The sequence below is a fragment of the Paraburkholderia kururiensis genome (assembly GCF_034424375.1).
Classification (GTDB): domain Bacteria; phylum Pseudomonadota; class Gammaproteobacteria; order Burkholderiales; family Burkholderiaceae; genus Paraburkholderia; species Paraburkholderia kururiensis_A.
Genome location: NZ_CP139965.1, coordinates 3968356 through 3986411 on the forward strand (window position 1 = coordinate 3968356; position 18056 = coordinate 3986411).

An 18056-nucleotide genomic window follows, 5' to 3' on the forward strand; every position below is an offset into this window, starting at 1 on the left:
CTCAGTTTCTGAACGGGAACTTGAAGCTGGCGAGCAGAGCCTTTGCTTCGTCGTCGGTCTTCGCGGTCGTGGTGATGCTGATGTTCAGCCCACGCAGCGCGTCGATCTTGTCGTAGTCGATTTCGGGGAAAATGATCTGCTCTTTCACACCGATGTTGTAGTTGCCGCGACCGTCGAATGCACGGCCCGACACGCCACGGAAGTCGCGCACACGCGGCAGCGCCACGGTCACGAAGCGGTCGAGAAATTCGTACATTGCCTGGCCACGCAGCGTGACCATCGCGCCGATCGGATAACCCTGACGGATCTTGAAGCCGGCGATTGCCTTGCGGGCCTTCGTCACGACGGGCTTCTGACCTGCGATCTTCGTCAGATCGCCCACGGCGTTCTCGATCACCTTCTTGTCCGCGACTGCTTCGCCAAGGCCCATGTTCAGGGTGATCTTGGTGATACGCGGCACTTCCATGATCGACTTGTAACCGAACTTCTCGATCAGGCCGGGAACAACCTTCTCTTTATAGAACTCTTGCAAACGTGCCATTTTTTACTCCGCAGCGTCAGGCGCTCAGGACAGCACCGGTCGTCTTCAGGAAACGAACCTTCTTGTCCCCTTCGACCTTGATGCCGACACGCGACGGCTTGCCATTGGCGTCCACCAGCGCGACGTTCGAAATATGCAGCGGCATCGCCTTCGCTTCCACGCCACCAGTCGTACCCTTCATGGGGTTCGGCTTCACATGCTTCTTCGCGATGTTGATGCCTTCGACGGTAACGCGATCTTCGCCAACAGCCAGCACGACGCCGCGCTTGCCCTTGTCCTTGCCGGTAATGACGACGACTTCGTCACCCTTGCGAATCTTGTTCATCGCGACTCCTTACAGCACTTCCGGCGCCAGCGAAACGATCTTCATGAACCGTTCGCTACGCAGCTCACGCGTAACCGGCCCGAAAATGCGGGTGCCGATAGGCTCAAGCTTGTTATTCAAAAGCACGGCGGCGTTGCCATCGAACTTGATCAGCGAGCCGTCTTGACGGCGCACGCCCTTGGCGGTGCGAACCACCACGGCGTTATAGATTTCGCCTTTCTTCACGCGCCCACGCGGCGTTGCCTCTTTGACGCTCACCTTGATGATGTCGCCGATGCTGGCATAACGACGCTTCGAGCCGCCGAGCACCTTGATGCACATGACTTCACGCGCACCCGTGTTGTCGGCCACTTCAAGCCGAGATTCGGTCTGGATCATGGTTTATCTTTCCCAACTTAATCCGACTGCACCACCATGGCGCACCCGGTCAGTCTTGGTCCCGTCAGCCGTACTGCATTGCTCAGCTGCTTGGGTTAGAACAGCAGCGACGGCATAACGAAACCCGCCATCGCATTCCGGTGAAACCTGACAGCCACGGACTGACGCCGAGCCGCCCCCCTCCACCAATTTCGCCCGCGACGGGCTCCCATAAAGAGGGAAGACCGAGATTATAACAAATAATCTCGGTCTTGCAAGCGAAATCTACTGCGATTTCAAGTACTTCTACTGCTTAGTCCGGCTCGTGCTCAGATGACGCGGGCTGCTTCGACGAGGCGCGACACGGTCCAGGCCTTCGTCTTCGACACCGGACGAGTTTCCTGGATTTCGACGAGGTCACCCTCGTTGTACGTGTTCGCTTCGTCGTGCGCGTGATACTTCTTCGAGCGCACGACGTACTTGCCGTAGATCGGGTGCTTCACACGATGCTCGACGAGCACGGTGACGGTCTTGTCCATCTTGTTGCTGACGACCTTGCCGACCAGCGTCCGCTTGAGCGAGGTTTTTACGCTATCGTTCATTTCTGGTTCGCCTTCTGGGTCAGAACGGTCCGCACGCGCGCGATGTCGCGACGAACCTTCTTCAGCTGGCTCGTGTTCGTGAGCTGCTGGGTCGCGAGCTGCATGCGCAGACCGAATTGCGCCTTCAACAGGTCCGACAGCTCCTTGTTGAGCGCGGCCTGGTCTTTTTCCCGGAGTTCGGAAGCTTTCATCTTTTGCTCCTTAGGCGCCGAGCTGACGCACGGTGAAGGTCGTCTTCAGCGGCAGCTTCGCTGCAGCCAGACGGAACGCTTCGCGTGCCAGTTCTTCGGTTACGCCGTCCATTTCATAGAGCATCTTGCCCGGCTGGATCTCGGCGACGTAGTACTCAGGGTTACCTTTACCGTTACCCATACGTACTTCGGCCGGCTTTTGCGAGATCGGCTTGTCCGGGAAAATGCGAATCCAGATGCGGCCACCGCGCTTGATGTGACGCGTCATGGCACGACGCGCCGCCTCAATCTGACGCGCGGTCAGACGGCCGCGACCGACAGCCTTCAGGCCAAACTCACCGAACGAAACGGCGTTGCCGCGCGTCGCGATACCGGTGTTGCGGCCCTTCTGCTCTTTGCGATACTTCCTGCGTTTCGGTTGCAGCATGGTTATTCTCCAGTCTTGCCGTCGCCTTCAGGCTTGCCGGCACCACGGCGAGGCGCGCCACGGCGTGCACCCGGGGCACCTTCGCCATCACGGCGGCCACGGCGGTCGCCCGGACGTGCGTTGCGGCGCGGGCGCTTCTCTTCGGCAACTTCTTCCACGACCGGCGCGTCGTTGCGGCCGAGCGTGTCGCCCTTATAGACCCACACCTTCACGCCGATCACGCCGTACGTCGTCTTCGCTTCCGAAGTCGCATAGTCGATGTCCGCACGCAGGGTGTGCAGAGGCACGCGGCCTTCGCGATACCACTCGGTACGGGCGATTTCGATACCGTTCAGACGGCCCGCGCTCATGATCTTGATGCCCTGGGCACCCAGACGCATGGCGTTTTGCATCGCACGCTTCATCGCGCGGCGGAACATGATCCGGCGCTCGAGCTGTTGCGTGATCGAATCGGCGATCAGCTGCGCATCGGTTTCCGGCTTGCGGATTTCCTCGATGTTGACGTGCACGGGCACGCCCATGCGCTTCTGCAGCTCCGACTTGAGCAGTTCGATGTCTTCGCCCTTCTTGCCGATCACGACGCCAGGACGCGAGCTGTAAATCGTGATGCGCGCGTTCTTCGCCGGACGCTCGATGACCACGCGGCCAACCGAAGCGTTCTTCAGCTTCTTCTTCAGGTATTCACGAACACCGATGTCTTCCTTCAACATCGCCGCGAAATTGTTGTTGTTCGCGTACCAGCGCGAAGCCCAATTGCGGCTGACGGCCAAACGGAAGCCAGTCGGATGAATTTTCTGTCCCATCGTGTGACCCCTTAATTCCCGACCGTCACAGTGATGTGACAGGATTGCTTCTCAATGCGGTTGCCGCGGCCCTTTGCGCGCGCGGTGAACCGCTTGAGCGACGCTGCCTTGTCGACGTAGATGCTCTTGATCTTGAGCTCGTCGATGTCGGCGCCCTCGTTGTGCTCTGCATTCGCGATCGCCGACAGCACGACCTTCTTCACGATGCCTGCCGCCTTCTTCGGCGAGAACGTCAGAACGTTCAGCGCCTTGTCGACCGGCAAACCGCGGATCTGGTCAGCCACAAGGCGCGTCTTCTGCGCCGAGATGCGGGCACCGCGATGAATTGCTTTCACTTCCATCTTGATTGCCCCTTATTTCTTGGCCTTCTTGTCGGCCGCGTGACCCTTGAACGTCCGGGTCAATGCGAACTCGCCAAGCTTGTGGCCGACCATGTTTTCCGAGATGTACACCGGAACGTGTTGACGGCCGTTGTGCACGGCGATCGTCAGGCCGATGAAGTCCGGCAGGATCGTCGAACGACGCGACCAGGTCTTGATCGGTTTCTTGTCACGCGAAGCTGCAGCCGCCTCAACCTTCTTCAGCAAATGGGCGTCGCAGAACGGACCTTTTTTAACAGAACGTGCCATTGCTGCTCCTTAACGCTTGTGACGGCGCTGGACGATCATCGTCGTCGTGCGCTTGTTGCTGCGGGTGCGGTAACCCTTCGTCGGCGTGCCCCACGGGCTTACCGGGTCGCGACCTGCAGCCGTCTTGCCCTCACCACCACCGTGCGGGTGATCGACCGGGTTCATTGCAACGCCACGCACCGTCGGGCGGATACCGCGCCAGCGGTTTGCACCGGCCTTGCCGATCTGGCGCAGGCTGTGCTCTTCGTTGCCCACTTCACCGATCGTCGCGCGGCACTCCACGTGCACGCGGCGGATTTCACCCGAGCGCAGACGAACCTGCGCGTAGATGCCTTCGCGAGCCAGCAACATGGCTGATGCGCCAGCCGAACGCGCCATTTGCGCGCCCTTGCCAGGGAACATCTCGATGCAGTGAATCGTCGTACCGACCGGAATGTTGCGGATCGGCAGTGCGTTACCCGCGCGGATCGGCGCTTCCGAACCCGACATGATCTGCTGGCCAACCGTCACGCCCTTCGGCGCGATGATGTAGCGGCGCTCCCCGTCTGCGTACAGAACCAGCGCGATGTTCGCGCTACGGTTCGGGTCGTACTCGAGACGCTCGACCTTCGCCGGAATGCCGTCCTTCGTACGGCGGAAGTCGATCACACGATAGTGCTGCTTGTGACCACCACCCTTGTGACGCGTCGTGATGTGGCCGTTGTTATTACGGCCGGCGGTCGAACTCTGCTTCGAGACGAGCGGTGCGTACGGCTTGCCCTTGTGCAGTTCCTTGTTGACCACCTTGACCATCGCGCGGCGGCCCGGCGAGGTCGGCTTAACTTTAACGAGTGCCATGATTACTTGGCCTCCGCTTCAAAGTTGATTTCCTGGCCGGGCTTCAGGCAGACGTACGCCTTCTTCACGTCCTTGCGGCGACCCACGAAACGGCCAAAGCGCTTGCTCTTGCCCTTCGTGACCAGCACGTTGACGGATTTGACTTCCACCTTGAACAGCAGCTCGACTGCAGCCTTGATTTCCTGCTTGTTCGCGTCCGGCGCAACTTCGAACACAACCTGCTCGTTCTTGTCGGCAACCAGCGTCGCCTTTTCGGAGATCACCGGCGCGAGCAGAACCTGCATCAAACGATGATCGTTCTTGCGAATCTCGCTCATGACAGCAACTCCTCGATCTGGGCGACCGCGGCCTTCGTGATCAGCACTTTCTTGAAGTAGATCAGCGACAGCGGGTCGGCGTAACGCGGCTCGACAACCGCCACGTGGGCGAGGTTGCGCGACGCGAGGTACAGGTTTTCGTCGACCGTGTCAGTAATGACGAGCACGGACTCGAGACCCATAGCCTTGAACTTTTCGGCCAGCAGCTTCGTCTTCGGCGCTTCGAGCGTGAGGTCCTCGACCACCGAGATGCGGCCTTCGCGGGCCAGCTGCGAGAAGATGGAGCACAGACCTGCGCGGTGCATCTTCTTGTTGACCTTGTGCGAAAAGTTTTCTTCCGGCGAGTTCGGGAAGATGCGACCACCGCCGCGCCACAGCGGGCTCGACGACATACCGGCACGAGCGCGGCCCGTACCCTTCTGACGCCACGGCTTCTTGGTGGTGTGCTTGACGTCCGTGCGATCCTTCTGGGCGCGGTTACCGCTGCGCGCGTTCGCTTGGTACGCAATGACGATCTGGTGAATCAGGGCTTCGTTGTAGTCACGGCCGAACACGACGTCCGACGCGTTGACCGCAGCGCCTTCCTGACCATTGGCATTCAGGAGCTTAAGTTCCATTATTTCGCTCCTTTCTCGGCACGCGCTTTCACGGCCGGCGTCACGAAAACCTTGCCGCCCTTCGCACCCGGAACGGCACCCTTCACGAGCAGCAGCTTGCGGTCTGCGTCGATGCGAGCGATCTCGAGGTTCTGGACCGTCACGGTCTCGTCACCCATATGACCGGTCATGCGCTTGCCCGGGAACACGCGACCCGGATCCTGTGCCATACCGATCGAGCCCGGCACGTTGTGCGAGCGCGAGTTACCGTGCGAGGCACGGCCCGAGCTGAAGTTGTAACGCTTGATGGTACCGGCGTAGCCCTTACCGATCGACACGCCTTGCACGTCGACCTTCTGGCCCACTTCGAACAGATCGGTGCCAACCACAGCGCCGGCGGACAGCTCGGCAGCCTTGGCTGCATCGATGCGGAATTCCTTGAGGATTTCACCGGCCTGAACACCGGCTTTGGCGAGATGACCTGCGAGCGGCTTCGTCACGCGCGATGCACGGCGCGTACCGAATGCAACCTGAACAGCCGTGTAGCCGTCGGTTTCAACAGTCTTGATCTGCGTCACGCGGTTGTCGGACACGTCCAGCACGGTGACGGGAATCGAATCCCCTTCAGCCGTGAAGATACGGGTCATGCCAACCTTGCGACCTACGAGTCCAAGGCTCATCGTTTTCTCCATTCCCGACTGCGATTGGTCGGGGCTAATTTACAAAGTGCCAGCTGATCACCGCGCCTGACGGACGCTTTAGGCGCCTTTGGGACTACGGCAAGCCACTGGCTTTTTGCGCAGATGCGCGAAAAGCCTAGCATTATAGCGAGGCCTTTCGTTTTCCGCAAGCAATCAATGACTTAGCGCCGCCCGCCGGAGCGTCGGCGCCGGAAACCCTTACTGCAGCTTGATTTCCACGTCCACGCCTGCCGGCAGATCGAGCTTCATCAGCGCGTCGACGGTCTTGTCCGTCGGGTCGACGATGTCCATCAGGCGCAGGTGAGTACGGATCTCGAGCTGGTCGCGCGACGTCTTGTTGACGTGCGGCGAACGCAGGATGTCGAACCGCTGGATACGCGTCGGCAGCGGCACCGGGCCACGGACGATTGCACCAGTCCGCTTGGCCGTATCGACGATTTCAGCTGCCGACTGGTCGATCAGGCGGTAGTCGAAAGCCTTCAGGCGGATGCGGATTTTCTGGTTTTGCATGACGATTCCTTGAAAAAGAGCGAGGCGATGTTGCACCGCCGGATTAAGAAAGAACGTAGGACCGGGCGTCCGCCGGGGAGGCAGGTACCCGGTCCCGGGCACTTACTGCTGTTACTGCAAACCAGCGATTTTACTCGATGATCTTGGCGACGACACCGGCGCCGACGGTACGGCCACCTTCACGGATGGCGAAGCGCAGGCCTTCTTCCATCGCGATCGGTGCAATCAGCTTCACCGTGATCGACACGTTGTCGCCCGGCATCACCATTTCCTTGTCCTTCGGCAGCTCGATCGAGCCCGTCACGTCCGTCGTACGGAAGTAGAACTGCGGACGGTAGTTGTTGAAGAACGGCGTGTGGCGGCCGCCTTCGTCCTTGCTCAGCACATACACCTCAGCCGTGAAGTGCGTGTGCGGCGTGATCGAACCCGGCTTGGCCAGCACCTGGCCACGCTCCACTTCCTCGCGCTTCGTGCCGCGCAGCAGGATACCGACGTTGTCGCCCGCCTGGCCCTGGTCCAGCAGCTTGCGGAACATTTCCACGCCCGTGCACGTCGTCTTCACCGTCGGCTTGATACCGACGATCTCGATTTCCTCGCCGACCTTGATCACGCCACGTTCGACGCGGCCCGTCACCACCGTACCGCGGCCCGAGATCGAGAACACGTCTTCCACCGGCATCAGGAACGCGCCGTCCACCGCGCGCTCCGGCGTCGGGATGTACGTGTCCAGCGCGTCGGCCAGGTTCATGATCGCCACTTCACCCAGCTCGCCCTTGTCGCCTTCCAGCGCCAGCTTGGCCGAACCCTTGATGATCGGCGTGTCGTCGCCCGGGAAGTCGTACTTCGACAGCAGCTCGCGCACTTCCATTTCCACCAGCTCGAGCAGCTCGGCGTCGTCCACCATGTCGCACTTGTTCAGGAACACGATGATGTACGGCACGCCCACCTGGCGCGCCAGCAGGATGTGCTCGCGCGTCTGCGGCATCGGGCCGTCCGCGGCCGAGCACACCAGGATCGCGCCATCCATCTGCGCTGCACCCGTGATCATGTTCTTCACGTAGTCCGCGTGACCCGGGCAGTCAACGTGTGCGTAGTGCCGGTTGGCCGTTTCGTACTCGATGTGCGCCGTGTTGATCGTGATGCCGCGGGCCTTTTCTTCCGGCGCCGCGTCGATCTCGTCGTACTTCTTCGCCTCGCCGCCGAACTTCGCCGACAGAACCGTCGCAATCGCCGCCGTCAGCGTGGTCTTGCCGTGGTCAACGTGACCGATCGTGCCCACGTTCACGTGCGGCTTGGTCCGCTCAAATTTACCTTTAGCCATGTTTCTCTTCTTTCAAAAAAAGTGAATCGGTGACAGGACGCCGACGATTACTTCGCCTTCGCGTTGATGATCGCGTCGGCCACGTTACGCGGGGCTTCTGCGTAGTGCTTGAATTCCATCGTGTACGTTGCACGGCCTTGCGTGAGCGAACGCAGCGACGTGGAGTAGCCGAACATTTCCGACAGCGGCACTTCGGCGCGTACGATCTTGCCGCCGCCCACCATGTCTTCCATGCCCTGCACGATGCCACGGCGGCCCGACAGGTCGCCCATCACGTTGCCCATGTAGTCTTCCGGCGTCTCGACTTCGACAGCCATCATCGGCTCGAGCAGCACCGGCGTTGCGCGGCGCATGGCTTCCTTGAACGCCATGGAGCCGGCCATGCGGAACGCGTTTTCGTTCGAGTCCACGTCGTGGTACGAACCGAACGTCAGGTGAACCTTCACGTCCACGACCGGGAAGCCAGCCAGCACGCCGTTCTTCAGCGTGTCGACGATACCCTTGTCGACAGCCGGAATGAATTCACGCGGAATCACCCCGCCCTTGATCTCGTCGAGGAACTCGTAACCCTTGCCCTGCTCGTTCGGCTCCAGCGTGATGACGGCGTGACCGTACTGGCCGCGACCACCCGACTGCTTGACGAACTTGCCTTCCACGTCCTTCGCCGTGCTGCGGATCGTTTCGCGGTACGCAACCTGCGGCTTGCCGACGGTCGCTTCCACGCCGAATTCGCGCTTCATGCGGTCGACGAGAATTTCGAGGTGCAACTCGCCCATACCCGAGATGATCGTCTGGCCCGATTCCTCGTCCGTTTGCACGCGGAACGAAGGATCTTCCTGCGCGAGACGGTTCAGCGCGAGACCCATCTTTTCCTGGTCGGCCTTCGTCTTCGGCTCGACGGCCTGCGAGATCACCGGCTCCGGGAACACCATGCGCTCGAGCACGATCGGGTTGGCCGGATCGCACAGCGTGTCGCCGGTGGTCGCTTCCTTCAGGCCCACAGCCGCCGCGATGTCGCCCGCGCGCACTTCCTTGATTTCTTCGCGCTGGTTGGCGTGCATCTGCAGAATACGGCCAAGGCGTTCCTTCTTGTCCTTGGTCGAGTTCAGCACCGTGTCACCCGAATTCACCACGCCCGAGTAGACGCGGAAGAAGATCAGCTGACCGACGAACGGGTCGGTCATGATCTTGAACGCGAGCGCCGAGAACTTCTCGTCGTCCGACGCCTTGCGCTCCGCCGTTTCGCCGCTTTCGAGTTCGCCCTTCACCGGCGGGATGTCGACCGGCGACGGCAGGAAGTCGATCACGGCGTCGAGCATGCGCTGCACGCCCTTGTTCTTGAACGCGGTGCCGCACAGCATCGGCTGGATTTCGCAAGCGATCGTACGATCACGCAGCGCCTTGACGATTTCCGCTTCGCTCAGCTCTTCGCCACCGAGGTACTTTTCCATCAGCTCTTCGCTGGCTTCGGCGGCGGATTCGATCATCTTCTCGCGCCACTCGTTGCACGTATCGACCAGTTCAGCCGGGACGTCGACGTAGTCGAACTTCGTGCCTTGGGATGCTTCGTCCCAAATGATCGCCTTCATCTTCAGGAGGTCGACGACGCCCTTGAAGTTTTCTTCCGAGCCGATCGGCACCACGACGGGAACCGGGTTCGCCTTCAGGCGGGTCTTCAACTGGTCGTAGACCTTGAAGAAGTTCGCGCCGGTACGGTCCATCTTGTTGACGAACGCGAGACGGGGCACCTTGTACTTGTTCGCCTGGCGCCACACCGTTTCCGACTGCGGCTGCACGCCGCCCACGGCACAGTAGACCATGCACGCGCCGTCGAGCACGCGCATCGAACGCTCCACTTCGATCGTGAAGTCGACGTGGCCCGGGGTGTCGATGATGTTGATCCGGTGTTCCGGATAGTTGTTGCCCATGCCCTTCCAGAAGGCAGTCGTAGCAGCGGACGTAATCGTGATGCCCCGCTCCTGTTCCTGCTCCATCCAGTCCATGGTTGCAGCGCCGTCGTGCACTTCACCGATCTTGTGGTTCACGCCGGTGTAAAACAGGATGCGCTCGGTCGTCGTCGTTTTGCCGGCGTCGATGTGAGCGCTAATACCGATATTGCGGTAGCGCTCGATGGGAGTCTTGCGAGCCACTTTGTTCCTCTATGGGGTTGGCAAACCGGGAATCCACTGCGGATATATAGGCCCGATGCGCCTTAACACAAACGGGCGAGGCGCTTTTCAAGCGCACCCGCCCGGAATTTCTTTCCGTTCGACCCGAAATCGGGATGCTTAGAAACGGAAATGCGAGAACGCCTTGTTGGCTTCCGCCATCCGGTGAACTTCGTCGCGCTTCTTCATTGCGCCACCACGTCCTTCGGACGCTTCCATCAACTCACCGGCAAGACGCAGTGCCATCGACTTCTCGCTGCGCTTCTTCGCGGCCTCGCGCAACCAACGCATCGCCAATGCCATACGACGCGACGGACGCACTTCGACCGGAACCTGATAGTTCGCACCACCCACGCGGCGGCTCTTCACTTCCACCACCGGCTTCACGTTGTTGAGTGCGACAGTGAACACTTCCAGCGGGTCCTTGCCACCCTTGGTCTGGATCTGCTCGAAAGCGCCGTACACGATACGCTCGGCAACCGACTTCTTGCCCGAGAGCATCAGCACGTTCATGAACTTTGCTACTTCGACGTTACCGAACTTCGGATCCGGCAACACTTCCCGCTTGGGGACTTCGCGACGACGCGGCATGTTTCTTCCTTTACCTTTTCAGTTGGAGCGGCGATCTGCGCCCACCCCGCGGTCACCAACTAACCCGATTCATCCATGACGACTTACCAGCCTGGTCGGGTGACCACTTACTCGACAGCACCGGCGAATCCGGCACCACCGCCTTCTATCGCCCGTGAAGGCGACATCCCGACTGCTTACTTCGCAGCCTTGGCGCGCTTCGCGCCGTACTTCGAACGAGCCTGCTTACGATCCTTGACACCCTGGGTATCCAGCGAGCCGCGAACCATGTGGTAGCGCACACCCGGCAAGTCCTTCACACGGCCGCCGCGGATCAGCACAACCGAGTGTTCCTGCAGGTTATGGCCTTCACCGCCGATGTACGAAATCACTTCGAAACCGTTCGTGAGGCGAACCTTGGCGACCTTACGGAGTGCCGAGTTCGGCTTCTTCGGCGTCGTGGTGTACACACGGGTGCACACGCCGCGACGCTGCGGGCAGTCCTGCAAGGCCGGGCTCTTGCTCTTCGCGACTTCCGAAGTGCGGCCTTTGCGAACCAGTTGATTGATGGTTGGCATTGTTTATTCCTGAAATTGAACAAAATCGACGCACCCATTTCCGGGCAAAGCGAAAATCGATACGTTTCGAATCTCCGGACGGGAAAAACCGTCTTGCGTGCGTCACTAAAACGGACGCACACCGACATCCCAAGAACCGGAACCCAGCATCATATTCGGGAAATGCCAAGCGCGTCAATAGCTTGCAGCATTTTGGACGGTGTGACGGGCGCCCCCGAGCGGCGCCGCCGCTAGTCAGCACCCACGACCTCGAGCAATTCGTCGCCGAACCGTTCCAACTTACGGGCCCCAATGCCGGGAATATGGCGCAGGTCGCTGATCGTGTCGGGATGCACTCGCGCGATTTCGGCCAGGGTTGCGTCGTGAAAAATGACGTAGGCCGGCACGCCCTCGCTTTTGGCAGTGGCCGTTCGCCATGCGCGCAGCCTGTCCCAGCGCGCCCGCTCCTGTGCGCTCATGCCGAGCGTCGGATCGGCGCGCTCGCTGGTGCGGCCGGACCCCTGCCGTGTGCGCGCGGGCTTCACGTAACGCCGCATCGTCACGGTCTCCTCGCCCTTGAGCACCCGCTTGCTCGCCTCCGTGAGCACGAGCGAGCCGAAGCCGTCGTGGTCGACCGCCAGATAGCCAAACGCGACAAGTTGCCGGAAGATCGCCCGCCATTCCGGCTCGGAGAGCGCCGCTCCAATGCCGAAGGTGCTCAGCTGTTCGTGCCCGCGCTGAAGAATCTTTTCGTTGCGGTTACCGCGCAGAACGTCGATCAGATGTCCCGCGCCGAAGTTGAAGCCGCTCGCGCGCTGCGCCCGAAACACGCACGAGAGCGCCATCTGCGCCTCGCGCGTGGCGTCCCACGTGGCCGGCGGCTCAAGGCAGGTGTCGCAGTTGCCGCACGGCCCGGACTCCTCGCCGAAGTACGCGAGCAGCCGCACACGACGGCATGCGGCCGTTTCGCACAGTCCGAGCAGCGCATCCAGTTTGCTGGTCTGCACGCGCTTGTGCGCGTCGTCGGCGTCGGACTCGTCGATCATCTTGCGCTGCTGCACCACGTCGCCCAGCCCGTAAGCCATCCACGCGTTCGCCGGCAGACCGTCGCGGCCGGCGCGCCCGGTTTCCTGGTAGTAGCCCTCCACGCTCTTGGGCAAATCCAGGTGCGCGACAAAGCGAACGTCGGGCTTGTCGATGCCCATGCCGAAAGCGATCGTCGCGCACATCACGATGCCCTCTTCGCGCTGGAATATCTCCTGGTGCTCCTGCCGCACGGCGAATTCCATGCCGGCGTGGTACGGCAGCGCGCGGATGCCTTGCCCTTTCAGCCACTCCGCCGTTTCTTCGACCTTGCGGCGGGACAGGCAATACACGACGCCGGCGTCGGTGGTGCCGTCCGCACGCGTGTGTTCGGCACGGATGAAGTCGAGCAGTTGAGCGCGCGCGTTGTCCTTTTCGACGATCCGGTAGCGGATGTTGGGCCGGTCGAAGCTCGAGACGAAAATACGCGCGTCGTCGAGCGCAAGACGGTGCACGATTTCGTCGCGCGTGATGGCATCCGCCGTGGCCGTCAGCGCGATGCGCGGCACCGCCGGAAAGCGTTCGTGCAGCACCGACAGTTGGATATATTCCGGCCGGAAGTCGTGCCCCCATTGCGACACGCAGTGCGCTTCATCGATGGCGAAGAGGCCGATGCGCGTGCGCTCGAGCAGTTCGAGAAAGCGCGGTGTCATCAGGCGTTCGGGCGCGACATAGAGCAGGTCGATGTCGCCCTCTCGCAATGCACGCTCCGTGGCCGCGGCCTCCGCGCCCGAAAGCGTCGAGTTCAGGTAAGCCGCTCGTACGCCGACTTCGGTGAGTGCCGCGACCTGGTCCTGCATGAGCGCAATGAGCGGGGAGACCACGATGCCCGCGCCCTGCCCCGCCTCCCGCCGCACGAGCGACGGAATCTGGTAGCAGAGCGACTTGCCGCCGCCCGTGGGCATCAACACGAGCGCGTCGCCGCCGCTCGCCACATGTTCGACGATTTCGCCCTGCTGCCCCCGGAACGCGGGATAACCAAAAACTTCGTTGAGAATTTCGAGCGAGCGGGACATGTAGAGGGAAGAGAACGGCAAAGCGGATCAGCCCGAATTCTACCAACGCGAGGCGCTTGCGATGCGGGCCATCCCGCTGCGTTGGCCATCCGAACGAGGCCATACGGCGCCAACGCGGGCCGACGTCCGGCGCAAAACACCGGCGAGCCAGTGCAAACGCGAAGCCGGAAATAAAAAAGCCGCCCAGTCGAAACTGGACGGCTTGTGCGAAGCGGTCATCCGAAGCGGCTCGCGCCGCTTGCGGATTACTCGCCCGTGTGAGGCTGCTGTTCGGCGGCCGGGGCTTCCGGCGTACCGAATTCGAACGCCTCTTCGGCTGCGATCTGGTCGAAGCGCTCGCGATCCGCCAGTTCCTTGCTCTTGCGTGCCTTGTGGAACGCAAGGCCCGTACCGGCCGGAATCAGACGACCGACGATCACGTTTTCCTTCAGGCCACGCAGATCGTCGCGCTTGCCCATGATCGCCGCCTCGGTCAGCACGCGGGTCGTTTCCTGGAACGACGCAGCGGAGATGAACGAGTCGGTGGACAGCGACGCCTTCGTGATACCCAGCAGCACGTTCTCGTACGTGGCCGGACGCTTGTCGTCCGCGATCATCCGGTCGTTCTCGTCGAGCATGTCGGAACGCTCGACCTGTTCGCCCGGAATGAAGCGCGTATCGCCGTTGTCGACGATCTGCACGCGGCGCAGCATCTGACGCACGATCACTTCGATGTGCTTGTCGTTGATCTTCACGCCTTGCAGACGGTACACGTCCTGCACTTCGTCCACGATGTAGCGCGACAGCGCCTCGACGCCCTGCAGACGCAGGATGTCGTGCGGATCCGCCGGTCCGTCCACGATCATTTCGCCCTTGTTGACGACCTGACCATCGTGCACCAGAACCTGCTTTTCCTTCGCGATCAGGAACTCGTGCTGGTTGCCCTCGAGGTCCGTGATAACGAGGCGCTGCTTGCCCTTCGTGTCCTTACCGAACGACACCGTGCCGGTGACTTCCGCCAGGATGCCCGCGTCCTTCGGCGAACGGGCTTCGAAGAGTTCGGCCACACGCGGCAGACCGCCGGTAATGTCACGCGTCTTCTGCGATTCCGTCGGAATACGTGCGAGCACCTCACCGACCTGCACCTGCTGGCCGTCCTTCACCGTGATCAGCGCGCCGACCTGGAAGCCGATCTGCACCGAATGCTCGGTACCCGGGATCTTCACTTCCTCGCCGCTGGCGTCGAGCAGTTTCACCTGCGGACGCACGCTCTTCGAAGCTTGCGAACCACGGCGCTTCACGTCGATCACGACCAGGGTCGAAAGACCGGTCACGTCGTCGATCTGCTTGGCCACCGTCACGCCTTCTTCGACGTTCTCGAACTTCACCGTACCGCTGTACTCGGTAATGATCGGGCGCGTCATCGGGTCCCACGTGGCGAGCTGCGTGCCGGCCTTGATCTGCGCACCGTCGAGCTGCAGCAGCGTGGCGCCGTACGGCACCTTGTGACGCTCGCGCTCGCGGCCGTGATCGTCCGCGATGATCGCTTCGCCCGAACGCGAGATGACGATCTGCTCGCCCTTCGCGTTGGTCACGTAGCGCATCGACGCGGTGAAGCGCACCGTACCGTTGCTCTTCGCTTCGACCGACGAAGCCACAGCGGCACGCGACGCCGCACCACCGATGTGGAACGTACGCATCGTGAGCTGCGTGCCCGGTTCGCCGATCGACTGCGCCGCGATCACGCCAACTGCTTCGCCGACGTTCACGAGCGAGCCGCGGCCAAGGTCGCGGCCGTAGCACGAGGCGCACAGGCCGTAGCGCGTTTCGCAGGTGAGCGGCGTGCGCACACGCACTTCGTCGATACCGAGGCGTTCGATTTCCTCGACTGCGACTTCGTCGAGCAGCGTGCCCGCTTCGTACAGCGTTTCCTGCGATTCCGGATTGACGACGTCCGCCACCGCCACGCGGCCGAGAATCCGGTCACGCAGCGCTTCGACCACTTCACCGCCCTCGACCAGCGCCTTCATGGCCACGCCGTTCGAGGTGCCGCAATCGTCCTCGACCACCACGAGGTCCTGCGTCACGTCGACGAGACGACGCGTCAGGTAACCCGAGTTCGCGGTCTTCAGTGCCGTATCAGCCAGACCCTTACGTGCACCGTGGGTCGAGATGAAGTACTGCAACACGTTCAGACCTTCGCGGAAGTTCGCAGTAATCGGCGTCTCGATAATCGAGCCGTCCGGCTTCGCCATCAGGCCGCGCATACCGGCCAGCTGACGAATCTGCACCGCCGAACCCCGGGCGCCCGAGTCGGCCATCATGTAGATCGAGTTGAACGACTCCTGGCGCGTCTCGTTGCCGTCGCGGTCCGTCACCGGCTCCGTCGACAGCTGCTCCATCATCGCCTTGCCGACCGCTTCCGACGTTGCCGACCAGATGTCGACCACGTTGTTGTAGCGTTCCTGCGCGGTGACGAGACCCGACATGTACTGGCGGTCGTACTCCTTCACCTTCTTCGCGGCGTCGCCGACGATCGTTTCCTTCTGCGGCGGCACGAGCATGTCGTCCACGCAGATCGAAATGCCGGCGCGCGTCGCGAGACGGAAACCCGACTGCATCAGCTGGTCGGCGAACACGACCGTCGCGCGCAGACCGCACTTGCGGAACGCGGTGTTGATGAGGCGCGAGATTTCCTTCTTCTTGAGCGGCTTGTTCAGCACCGAGAACGGCAGGCCGTGCGGCAGGATTTCCGAAAGGATCGCGCGGCCGACGGTCGTCGCATACAGCGAGATCTTCGGCACGAACTGCGGCGCACCTTCCGACGTGTCTTCGTTGCGGACCATTTCGGTAATCCGCACGTTGACGCGCGATGCGAGCTCGACCTCCTTGTTCTCGTACGCGCGGAGGACTTCCGACACGCCCGTGAACGTCATGCCTTCGCCCTTCGCGTTGATGGCTTCACGCGTCGCGTAGTACAGACCCAGCACGATATCCTGCGACGGCACGATCGACGGATCGCCGTTGGCGGGGAACAGCACGTTGTTCGACGCGAGCATCAGCGTGCGCGCTTCCATCTGCGCTTCGAGCGACAGCGGCACGTGAACGGCCATCTGGTCACCGTCGAAGTCGGCGTTGAACGCCGCGCAGACGAGCGGGTGCAGCTGGATCGCCTTACCTTCGATCAGCACCGGCTCGAAAGCCTGAATGCCGAGACGGTGCAGCGTCGGCGCACGGTTCAGCATGACCGGGTGCTCGCGGATCACCTCTTCAAGGATGTCCCACACTACCGCCGTCTGGTTCTCGACTTCCTTCTTCGCCGCCTTGATGGTCGTCGCGACGCCCATCACTTCCAGCTTGTTGAAGATGAACGGCTTGAACAGTTCGAGCGCCATCAGCTTCGGCAGACCGCACTGGTGCAGCTTCAGCGTCGGGCCCACCACGATGACCGAACGGCCCGAGTAGTCCACGCGCTTGCCCAGCAGGTTCTGACGGAAGCGACCGCCCTTACCCTTGATCATGTCGGCGAGCGACTTCAGCGGACGCTTGTTCGCGCCCGTCATCGCCTTGCCGCGACGACCGTTGTCGAGCAGCGAGTCGACGGCTTCCTGCAGCATGCGCTTTTCGTTGCGCACGATGATTTCCGGAGCCTTCAGCTCCAGCAGACGCTTCAACCGGTTGTTACGGTTGATCACGCGGCGATACAGGTCGTTCAGGTCAGACGTTGCGAAGCGGCCGCCGTCGAGCGGCACGAGCGGACGCAGTTCCGGCGGCAGCACCGGCAGCACTTCGAGAATCATCCACTCGGGCTTGATGCCCGAACGCTGGAAGGCCTCGAGCACCTTCAGGCGCTTCGCGTACTTCTTGATCTTCGCTTCGGAACCCGTGTTCTTGAGTTCGGTGCGCAGCGTTTCGACCTGCTCGTCGATGTTGATCGAACGCAGCAGTTCGCGCACGCCTTCCGCGCCCATCTCGGCGCGGAATTCGTCGCCGTATTCCTCGACCTTGTTGTAGTAATCCTCTTCGGTCATGATCTGCCGCGCCTTCAGCGGCGTCATGCCCGGATCGATCACCACGTACGCTTCGAAGTACAGCACGCGCTCGATGTCGCGCAGCGTCATGTCGAGCACCATGCCCAGACGCGACGGCAGCGACTTCAGGAACCAGATGTGCGCGACGGGCGAGGCCAGTTCGATGTGGCCCATGCGTTCGCGACGCACCTTGGCGAGCGTCACTTCGACGCCGCACTTTTCGCAGATCACGCCACGGTGCTTGAGGCGCTTGTACTTGCCGCACAGGCACTCGTAGTCCTTGATCGGGCCAAAGATCTTGGCGCAGAACAGGCCATCGCGTTCCGGCTTGAACGTGCGGTAGTTGATGGTCTCCGGCTTCTTGACTTCGCCGAACGACCACGACCGGATCTTGTCCGGCGAGGCCAGACCGATCTTGATCGCATCAAAAACTTCTTCTTGTTGGACTTGCTTGAATAGATCGAGCAAAGCTTTCATCGCTTCTCTCCAGTAGTC

The 18056-nt window shown here is 61.6% G+C and carries 20 protein-coding genes; all 20 read right to left on the reverse strand.

Translation table 11 applies throughout. The annotated features are described in order from the left end of the window. Position 1 precedes the first annotated feature (1 nt). On the reverse strand, positions 2-541 hold the full coding sequence (gene rplE / locus U0042_RS17785; protein WP_017777164.1) for a 50S ribosomal protein L5: 540 nt from the start codon (positions 539-541) through the stop codon (positions 2-4). A 16-nt stretch (positions 542-557) separates the two neighbouring features. Further along, positions 558-866, reverse strand: a complete 309-nt coding sequence (gene rplX / locus U0042_RS17790) for a 50S ribosomal protein L24 (protein WP_114813982.1) — start codon at positions 864-866, stop codon at positions 558-560. A 9-nt stretch (positions 867-875) separates the two neighbouring features. Continuing rightward, the gene (gene rplN, locus U0042_RS17795) at positions 876-1244 is read right to left on the reverse strand and encodes a 50S ribosomal protein L14 (RefSeq protein ID WP_004197951.1); all 369 of its coding nucleotides are present in this window, start codon (positions 1242-1244) and stop codon (positions 876-878) included. A gap of 308 nt (positions 1245-1552) precedes the next feature. After that, on the reverse strand, positions 1553-1825 hold the full coding sequence (rpsQ, locus tag U0042_RS17800) for a 30S ribosomal protein S17 (protein WP_009888377.1): 273 nt from the start codon (positions 1823-1825) through the stop codon (positions 1553-1555). Further along, positions 1822-2016: a 50S ribosomal protein L29 gene (gene rpmC / locus U0042_RS17805; RefSeq protein WP_017777161.1), complete on the reverse strand. Its 195-nt coding sequence runs from the start codon at positions 2014-2016 to the stop codon at positions 1822-1824. Before rpmC ends, rpsQ begins: the two co-directional genes overlap by 4 nt. A 10-nt stretch (positions 2017-2026) precedes the next feature. Continuing rightward, positions 2027-2443, reverse strand: a complete 417-nt coding sequence (rplP, locus tag U0042_RS17810) for a 50S ribosomal protein L16 (RefSeq protein ID WP_017777160.1) — start codon at positions 2441-2443, stop codon at positions 2027-2029. 2 nt (positions 2444-2445) lie between these two features. Further along, a complete protein-coding gene (gene rpsC, locus U0042_RS17815; RefSeq protein WP_017777159.1) occupies positions 2446-3246 on the reverse strand; it encodes a 30S ribosomal protein S3 in 801 nt (266 codons plus the stop codon). 11 nt (positions 3247-3257) lie between these two features. Continuing rightward, positions 3258-3587 (reverse strand): 50S ribosomal protein L22, encoded by a 330-nt coding sequence (gene rplV / locus U0042_RS17820; protein WP_004199272.1) that lies wholly within the window; start codon positions 3585-3587, stop codon positions 3258-3260. A 12-nt stretch (positions 3588-3599) separates the two neighbouring features. Next, the gene (rpsS, locus tag U0042_RS17825; RefSeq protein ID WP_004199273.1) at positions 3600-3875 is read right to left on the reverse strand and encodes a 30S ribosomal protein S19; all 276 of its coding nucleotides are present in this window, start codon (positions 3873-3875) and stop codon (positions 3600-3602) included. A 9-nt stretch (positions 3876-3884) separates the two neighbouring features. Beyond that, positions 3885-4712 (reverse strand): 50S ribosomal protein L2, encoded by an 828-nt coding sequence (rplB, locus tag U0042_RS17830; protein WP_114813981.1) that lies wholly within the window; start codon positions 4710-4712, stop codon positions 3885-3887. Positions 4713-4714: 2 nt separating this feature from the next. Continuing rightward, entirely contained in the window at positions 4715-5029 is a 315-nt protein-coding gene (gene rplW / locus U0042_RS17835; protein WP_017777157.1) for a 50S ribosomal protein L23, read from the reverse strand. After that, positions 5026-5646 (reverse strand): 50S ribosomal protein L4, encoded by a 621-nt coding sequence (gene rplD, locus U0042_RS17840; RefSeq protein ID WP_017777156.1) that lies wholly within the window; start codon positions 5644-5646, stop codon positions 5026-5028. The genes rplW and rplD overlap by 4 nt, the downstream gene beginning before the upstream one ends. Beyond that, a complete protein-coding gene (gene rplC / locus U0042_RS17845) occupies positions 5646-6305 on the reverse strand; it encodes a 50S ribosomal protein L3 (protein ID WP_114814102.1) in 660 nt (219 codons plus the stop codon). Before rplC ends, rplD begins: the two co-directional genes overlap by 1 nt. Positions 6306-6524: 219 nt before the next feature. After that, the gene (rpsJ, locus tag U0042_RS17850) at positions 6525-6836 is read right to left on the reverse strand and encodes a 30S ribosomal protein S10 (protein ID WP_017777154.1); all 312 of its coding nucleotides are present in this window, start codon (positions 6834-6836) and stop codon (positions 6525-6527) included. A 130-nt stretch (positions 6837-6966) separates the two neighbouring features. Next, positions 6967-8157: an elongation factor Tu gene (gene tuf, locus U0042_RS17855; protein ID WP_327204985.1), complete on the reverse strand. Its 1191-nt coding sequence runs from the start codon at positions 8155-8157 to the stop codon at positions 6967-6969. Between the two features lie 47 nt (positions 8158-8204). Then, the gene (gene fusA / locus U0042_RS17860) at positions 8205-10307 is read right to left on the reverse strand and encodes an elongation factor G (protein ID WP_114815405.1); all 2103 of its coding nucleotides are present in this window, start codon (positions 10305-10307) and stop codon (positions 8205-8207) included. A gap of 138 nt (positions 10308-10445) precedes the next feature. Continuing rightward, the gene (gene rpsG, locus U0042_RS17865) at positions 10446-10916 is read right to left on the reverse strand and encodes a 30S ribosomal protein S7 (RefSeq protein ID WP_114815404.1); all 471 of its coding nucleotides are present in this window, start codon (positions 10914-10916) and stop codon (positions 10446-10448) included. 176 nt (positions 10917-11092) lie between these two features. Then, positions 11093-11473: a 30S ribosomal protein S12 gene (gene rpsL / locus U0042_RS17870; protein WP_017777150.1), complete on the reverse strand. Its 381-nt coding sequence runs from the start codon at positions 11471-11473 to the stop codon at positions 11093-11095. Positions 11474-11703: 230 nt separating this feature from the next. Continuing rightward, entirely contained in the window at positions 11704-13551 is a 1848-nt protein-coding gene (gene recQ, locus U0042_RS17875; protein ID WP_114815403.1) for a DNA helicase RecQ, read from the reverse strand. 245 nt (positions 13552-13796) lie between these two features. Continuing rightward, a complete protein-coding gene (rpoC, locus tag U0042_RS17880) occupies positions 13797-18038 on the reverse strand; it encodes a DNA-directed RNA polymerase subunit beta' (protein ID WP_114815402.1) in 4242 nt (1413 codons plus the stop codon). Between the last annotated feature and the right edge of the window lie 18 nt (positions 18039-18056).